Annotated in this window: 7 protein-coding genes; 5 read left to right on the top strand and 2 right to left on the bottom strand. The window is 63.1% G+C overall.

All coding sequences use genetic code 11. The annotated features are described in order from the left end of the window. On the top strand, nucleotides 1-743 hold a 743-nt coding region (locus C5F53_RS20010; protein ID WP_201740904.1), incomplete at its 5' end, for a tripartite tricarboxylate transporter permease. Nucleotides 744-842: 99 nt separating this feature from the next. On the opposite strand, the gene C5F53_RS20005 is transcribed toward C5F53_RS20010, so the two are convergent. Both C5F53_RS20005 and C5F53_RS20000 read right to left on the bottom strand, forming a co-directional pair. After that, nucleotides 843-2,081 (bottom strand): EAL and HDOD domain-containing protein, encoded by a 1,239-nt coding sequence (locus C5F53_RS20005; RefSeq protein ID WP_105263181.1) that lies wholly within the window; start codon nucleotides 2,079-2,081, stop codon nucleotides 843-845. A 68-nt stretch (nucleotides 2,082-2,149) separates the two neighbouring features. After that, nucleotides 2,150-2,857, bottom strand: coding sequence for a glutathione S-transferase N-terminal domain-containing protein (locus C5F53_RS20000; RefSeq protein ID WP_105263180.1), 708 nt, complete (start codon nucleotides 2,855-2,857; stop codon nucleotides 2,150-2,152). A 137-nt stretch (nucleotides 2,858-2,994) separates the two neighbouring features. On the opposite strand from C5F53_RS20000, the gene C5F53_RS19995 reads away from it, so the two are divergent. The 4 genes from C5F53_RS19995 to C5F53_RS19980 all read left to right on the top strand — a co-directional run bounded on the left by C5F53_RS19995 (nucleotide 2,995) and on the right by C5F53_RS19980 (nucleotide 6,483). Further along, nucleotides 2,995-3,924, top strand: a complete 930-nt coding sequence (locus tag C5F53_RS19995; RefSeq protein ID WP_105263179.1) for a chromate resistance protein ChrB domain-containing protein — start codon at nucleotides 2,995-2,997, stop codon at nucleotides 3,922-3,924. 14 nt (nucleotides 3,925-3,938) lie between these two features. Next, the gene (gene chrA / locus C5F53_RS19990; protein ID WP_105263182.1) at nucleotides 3,939-5,288 is read left to right on the top strand and encodes a chromate efflux transporter; all 1,350 of its coding nucleotides are present in this window, start codon (nucleotides 3,939-3,941) and stop codon (nucleotides 5,286-5,288) included. 9 nt (nucleotides 5,289-5,297) lie between these two features. Further along, entirely contained in the window at nucleotides 5,298-5,621 is a 324-nt protein-coding gene (locus C5F53_RS19985) for a rhodanese-like domain-containing protein (RefSeq protein ID WP_105263178.1), read from the top strand. 82 nt (nucleotides 5,622-5,703) lie between these two features. Beyond that, nucleotides 5,704-6,483 (top strand): DUF3592 domain-containing protein, encoded by a 780-nt coding sequence (locus C5F53_RS19980; RefSeq protein ID WP_146097406.1) that lies wholly within the window; start codon nucleotides 5,704-5,706, stop codon nucleotides 6,481-6,483. The last annotated feature ends 331 nt before the right edge of the window (nucleotides 6,484-6,814 follow it).

Here is a 6,814-nt window from a genome sequence, read left to right as displayed (position 1 = left end):
GTACCGCCCTGGGTTCACTCTTGGGTATCTTGCCCGGTGGCGGTGCGGTGATGGCAGCCTTTGCGGCCTACACCATCGAGAAGAAGACCAAGCTCAACCCCGGTGAAGTGCCGTTTGGCAAGGGCAATATCCGCGGTGTGGCAGCGCCTGAGGCGGCCAACAATGCCGGCTCCCAAACGTCTTTCATTCCGCTCTTGACCCTGGGGATTCCGCCCAATGCGGTGATGGCGCTGATGGTGGGGGCCATGACCATCCACAACATCCAGCCCGGCCCCCAGGTGATGACGGCCAACCCCGAGCTGTTCTGGGGCCTGATTGCCTCGATGTGGATTGGCAACCTGATGCTGATTGTGCTGAACCTGCCGCTCATTGGCATCTGGATCAAGCTCTTGACCGTGCCTTACCGCTGGCTCTTCCCCTCCATCGTGCTGTTCTGTGCGATTGGGGTGTATTCGACCAACAACAACACCTGGGATATCTGGATGGTGGCGCTGTTCGGCATCATTGGCTACATCTTCATCAAGCTGGGTACCGAACCTGCTCCCTTGCTGCTCGGGTTCATTCTGGGGCCGATGATGGAGGAGTATCTGCGCCGGGCTCTCTTGCTCTCACGGGGTGACTGGAGTGTGTTTGTCACCCGGCCTCTCTCCGCGGGCTTGCTCGCCGCGGCCATTCTGCTGCTTGTCGTCGTGCTCATGCCTTCCATCAAGGCCAAGCGCGAAGAGGCTTTTGTGGATGATTGAAGATGTACTCTAGATGCTATTGATTCAGGAGCTGCTTACGCAATATCCACGAAACTTTCAGGCATATTCGACATGCAAGCAAGGTCCGCGCGAGGCGCCCTACTGGTACACCGCGTCTGCCCAGACGATGGCCTCCATTTGGGCCACATTGATCTCGCGGTAGGACAGCTCCAGCCGTTGGGCGGCCTCTGAAAAAATGGTGGCGTCTTCCATTTCGCAGGCAATGGCCATGGCCAGCAAGTCCATGTATTTGCCTGTGCCCTTGAGCAGCGCCTCGGTAATGGCGCCGTCCAGCCCCAGCATCGACAGGGCATCGGCCAGCGTACAGCCCAGCATGCGGTCCAACAGGGAGAACAGGCCGATGAGGAAAGCCTCCTCCTGCTCTTCGGGCGACAATGTTTTTGCACCCAGCAGTTCCATCATCTTGGCGCGCACCACCGCCATGTTGCCGGCCAGGCTGGGCTTGCCGTCCACCCCTGCGGTCATCAGCATGGCGGCCCAGCGCTGCAGGCGTTCGTTGCCCAGCAGCATCACCGCCTGGCGGATGGAGGTGATCTTGGTGCGCAGGCCCAGGCCGGCGGAATTGATCAGGCGCAGCAGGTTGTAGCCCAGCGCCGCGTCCTTCTTGATGGCGAGCTCGATCTCGTCCACATCCGCCTCGCTGCGCAGCTTGTTGAACAGGTGGGCCGCACTGGCCTGGCTGGGACTGATCACCTGCGACTTGAGCACCTCCGGCCGCGAGAACCAGTAGCCCTGAAAGAAGTGAAACCCGATATCGCGAAACACCTCGAACTGCGCCGCGCTCTCTACCTTCTCAGCCACGGCAATGGCACCAGTACGGCTGTGGATGGCATCCACCAGCGCCTTGAGTTTGGCGGGATCGATGGCGCGCACGTCCACCTTCACAAAGTCGGCAATACCCTGCCAAGACTTGTAGATCGGTGCCACCACCGTGTGGTTGAAGGCCAGCCGAAAGCCGCGTTTGCGCAGCGTCATCATCTTGAGGCGGGCCTCCTCGATGCCGGCCGTTTCGTGGCCTGGGTAGGGCGGCACCTCGATGATGGTGCGCTGGGGCACCAAAAAGTCCCAGTGCGAGCCCGTCAGGCTCTCATGCGTGGCATTGATGAAAAGATCGGCCTGGCCGTTGACCAGCTTGCTGCCGCTCTGCGCCATGACGTTGAGCACCAGCGACACATCACTGGCCAGGGTGTGCGCCCGGTCGCCCTGCGTGCGATTAAACAGCTCGTAGCCGACGATGGACTTGTCCGCGTCAACGATGTGTTGTCTGGCGATGGAAAAACTGGATGCGTCAGATGTCTCTGCGTCTGAAGAATTCACGGCAACCTTTCTGCAGCCCGGTGGGTGTGCCCACCGCCTCCCTGCATGGCAATGATGCCTGAAACGGATCAGGCCGGAATCACCAGGCCACGCTCCACCGCCGGCCGCGCCACAAAGGCCGCCAGCACCCGCGCCACTTCAGGGAAGTCGGCAAACCCGACCAGGTCACCCGCACCATAAAAACCCACCAGGTTGCGCACCCAAGGGAAGATGGCGATGTCGGCAATCGTGTAACTGTCGCCCATCACCCAGTCGCGGCCGGCCAGGTGTTTGTCCAGCACACCCAGCAGGCGTTTGCTCTCGGCCACGTAGCGGTCGCGCGGGCGCTTGTCTTCAAAGTCTTTGCCGGCAAATTTGTGGAAGAAGCCCAGTTGCCCAAACATGGGGCCAATGCCACCCATTTGGAACATCACCCATTGGATGGTCTCGTACCGCTGGGCCAGGTCTTGCGACATGAGCTGGCCGGTTTTCTCGGCCAGGTAGATCAGGATGGCACCGGACTCGAACAGCGCCAGCGGCTGACCGCCGGGGCCGTTGGGGTCAATGATGGCGGGGATCTTGTTGTTGGGGTTGAGCGAGATGAATTCGGGCGTGAGCTGGTCATTGGTCTGGAAGCTCACCAGGTGCGGTTCGTAGGCCAGGCCCAGCTCTTCCAGCGCAATGCTCACCTTCACGCCATTGGGCGTGGGCAACGAATAGAGCTGCAGGCGGTCCGGGTGCTGGGCGGGCCATTTGGTGGTGATGGGGAAGGCGGACAAAGCGGTTGCAGATGGCATGGAAAAAACTCCTGGTAACTACAAAAAGAATAGCTGCTTGCGCAAACCCTCTGTGCCCTGCAGGCCTTTTGGATGCCTAAATGTTCTCTCAAAACAAATATGTAGATTAATTTACATATTTGAAGAATAATCTACAAATGTCATGGATCACCCTCATCACCAGCCTGCCCACCGAAAACGCTACCGCCCGCATGCGCGCCTGGCGTGCGCTCAAGGCCAGCGGGGCGGCCGTGCTCAAAGACGGTGTGTACCTGATGCCCGAGCTCCCCGCCTGCCGCAGCCTGCTGGAGTCGGTCGCGGCCGATGTGGTGGCCGGCGGTGGCAGCGCCTATGTGATGGCGGTGCAGGAGCCGGCCAACGCCAGCTTTCCCCCCCTGTTTGACCGCAGCGCCGACTTTGCCGCGCTGCTGGCCGATCTGCCCCCCATCCAGGCCCTGCTGGCCAGCGGTGACCGGGCCGAGGCCACGCGCCTGTGCCGCAAGGTGCGCAAGGCCTTTGCCCAGGTGGCCGAGACTGATTTTTTCCCGGCCGAGGCGCAACGCCAGGTGGAAGCCGCGCTGCAGGCGCTGGAAGCCGCCATTGCCCGCGCCGCCGCACCCGACGAGCCGCAAGCCGTGGCTGGCCGCATTGCCCTGCTGCAGCGCGCGCACTACCAGGGCCGCACCTGGGCCACGCGGGCCCGCCCCTGGGTGGACCGGCTGGCCAGCGCCTGGCTGATCCGCCGCGAAATTGACCCGCAGGCCCGCCTGCTGTGGTTGGCGCAGCCGCAAGACTGCCCGGCGGATGCGCTGGGTTTTGACTTTGATGGCGCCACCTTCAGCCATGTGGAAGGCCGCGTGACCTTTGAGGTGTTGCTGGCCAGCTTTGCGCTGGAGAGCCCGGCCCTGCAGCGCCTGGGCGCGCTGGTGCACTTTCTGGATGCGGGTGGCGTGCAGCCGCCCGAGGCCAGCGGTGTGGAGGCGGTGCTGGCCGGCCTGCGCGCCAGCATCGCCGACGACGACCAACTGCTACAAGCCGCCAGCGCCGTGTTGGACGCCCTGCTCCACCACTTTGAACCCACCCCATGACATCGCGCCATCCCATGCCACATGACACCCTGAGCCCGACCGAGGCCCCGCCACCCATCAGCTTCTGGCAAGCCTTTGCCTTCTGGCTCAAGCTGGGCTTTGTGAGCTTTGGCGGGCCCGCCGGGCAAATTGCCATCATGCACACCGAGCTGGTGGAGCGGCGGCACTGGATTTCGGAAAAGCGCTTTTTGCATGCGCTGAACTACTGCATGCTGCTACCCGGCCCCGAGGCGCAGCAGCTCGCCACCTACATTGGCTGGCTCATGCACCGCACCTGGGGTGGCGTGGTGGCGGGCGCGCTGTTTGTGCTGCCCTCGCTGTTCATCCTGGTGGGCCTGTCCTGGGTTTACATCGCGTTTGGCGACGTGGGCTGGGTGGCCGGCATGTTCTACGGCATCAAGCCCGCGGTGACGGCCATCGTGCTGCAGGCGGCGCACCGCATCGGCTCACGTTCGCTCAAAAACAAGGCCCTGTGGGGTATTGCCGCGGCCTCGTTTGTGGCCATCTTCGCGCTGCAAGTGCCCTTTCCGCTCATCGTGCTGGGCGCGGCCCTGCTGGGGTATGCCGGTGGGCGCTGGGCGCCCGCCCTGTTCAACAGCACGGGCGGGCATGGTGCAGCAGCCAAGCATTTTGGCGCGGCGCTAATTGACGACCACACCCCCACACCAGCACACGCCCGCTTCCACTGGGGCCGCCTGGCCACGGTGGTGCTGGTGGGTGCCGTGTTGTGGGCGCTGCCCATGGGCGCGTTGACCTGGGGCCTGGGCTGGAGCCACACCTTCACGCAGATGGGTTGGTTCTTCACCAAGGCAGCTTTGCTCACCTTTGGCGGGGCCTATGCGGTGCTGCCTTATGTGTACCAGGGTGCGGTGGGCCACTACGGTTGGCTCACCCCCACGCAGATGATTGACGGCCTGGCGTTGGGCGAGACCACGCCGGGGCCGCTGATCATGGTGGTGGCCTTTGTGGCGTTTGTGGGGGGTTATGCCAAAGCCGTGCTGGGGCCAGACCAGCTGTTTCTGGCCGGTGCCATCGCCGCCGCCCTGGTCACCTGGTTCACCTTTCTGCCGTCCTTCATCTTCATTCTGGCTGGTGGCCCGCTGGTGGAGAGCACGCACAACGACGTGAAGTTCACCGCGCCGCTGACCGGCATCACCGCCGCCGTGGTGGGCGTGATCGTCAACCTCACGCTGTTCTTTGGCTACCACGTGTTGTGGCCCCAAGGTTTTGCCGGCGCATTTGACGTGGTGGCCGCCCTCATTGCGCTGGGCGCCGCCATCGCCCTGTTCCGTTACCAGCGCAAGGTGGTGCACGTCATTGCGACTTGCGCACTGCTGGGTTTGTTGTTGTCATTCATTCGCTAGGAGAACCCCATGAACGCCATCACCGCCACCGAACTCGCCCAACTGCAAGCACAGGGGCAAGCCTTCACGCTGCTGGACGTGCGACGCGACAGTGCGCGCCAACAAGACGGCACCCAGATTGCCCACGCCCAGTGGAACAACCCGGCCCAGTGGCTCGATTGGAAAGACCAGGTCCCTAAGGACCTGCCAGTGGTGGTGTACTGCGCGCACGGCCACGAGATTGGCCAGGGGCTGACCACCGTGCTGCGCGTGATGGGCCTGAATGCCCGCTACCTGGACGGCGGCATTGCCGCCTGGCAGGCTGCCGGCCTGGCTACCGAACCCGCAGTCTGACGCTGCTGGCGGGGTGCCTAGAATGGCGCTCCATGAACGCAGCCACCCCGTCCCCCACCGTCCGGCCAGATCGGGCGCAGCCATGCAGCTGACCTCCGCCGGCATCGTCTTTCTGGCCAGCAGCGCGACCTTCCTCGCTGCCGCAGTCTGGCTGGGGCGGCGTGCGTCGCAGCGCAGCCAAGGCGGCAAAAAGGGCGGCAGCGCGTTGCTCGTCGTCATCATCTTTGCCTTGCTCGCCTTGTTCGTGCCCTTCACCTACTGGACCGGCCAGGCGCTGTACGGCCTGGCCACCAAACCCAGCTACAGCGCCACCGTGGTGGGCCACACCTCCGAATTGCGCGACTACGAAGAAAAAGACTCCAACGGCCGCACCGTGCGCGGCCAACGCCTGATGCACACCGCCCAGGTGCGCTTTACCGGGCCCGATGGGGAGACGCTGGAATTGTCCAACTCGGTGTCGTCCACCGACGTGCCGCGTGAAGGTAGCCGGCTCACGGTGGTGTACGCGCCGGGGGACAACCATGCCACCGAACTCAGCCCCCGCAGCGTGGGCCTGTGGCTGGGGGCCTGTGTCATGCTGTTCATCCTGGGCTATTTCTTGTGGGCCACCCTCTGGTACGCACTAGGCCGCCCCATGGCAGGCGTAGCGGCCTTCGGCGCCACGTTCCTGCTCCGCATCTTCTTGCCCGGCGTCAGCCTGCTGATGGCGCTGACCTTGGGCTACGTAGCACTCAAGTACTTCGCCCTGGGCAACCCCGACGGCTACCCGTTCTGGGTGGCCTGCCTGTGCACCCTGTTTACGCTGGCGCTGCTACCGCTGCTGGTGACGCTGTTTACGCGGGGGAAGGGGAATAGGTGGTAAGGCGCGTGTTGCGAAAACGCTTTAATTGCTACTTATTCGATAGCTGTTTGCGCATATTCTGCGCGGGTTAGAGGCCCAAAAGGCTTAAAAACCAGCCTAATCCGATGGGCAGAGGCGACATGCCCCTTGGGTGCCTGCTCTGCAATGCTATGGGGCGTCCGCTCGGCGGAGAAACGCATGGACACGGGGACCGCTGCTTCAGAGCTTGGATTCAACCGGTCGATGCAACACCTTAGATTCTGTATGAACAGAAGGAGTGTTGCAGATGAAATATCGGACTCGGACTTACTACACAGACAGTCAGAAGGCCCTGATGTGGGAGCGCTGGAAA

Source organism: Rhodoferax sp. TS-BS-61-7, from assembly GCF_002943465.1.
Classification (GTDB): domain Bacteria; phylum Pseudomonadota; class Gammaproteobacteria; order Burkholderiales; family Burkholderiaceae_C; genus Allorhodoferax.
The sequence above is the reverse complement of the archived record's forward strand: the minus strand, read 5'-3'. Positions and strand labels throughout refer to the sequence as shown.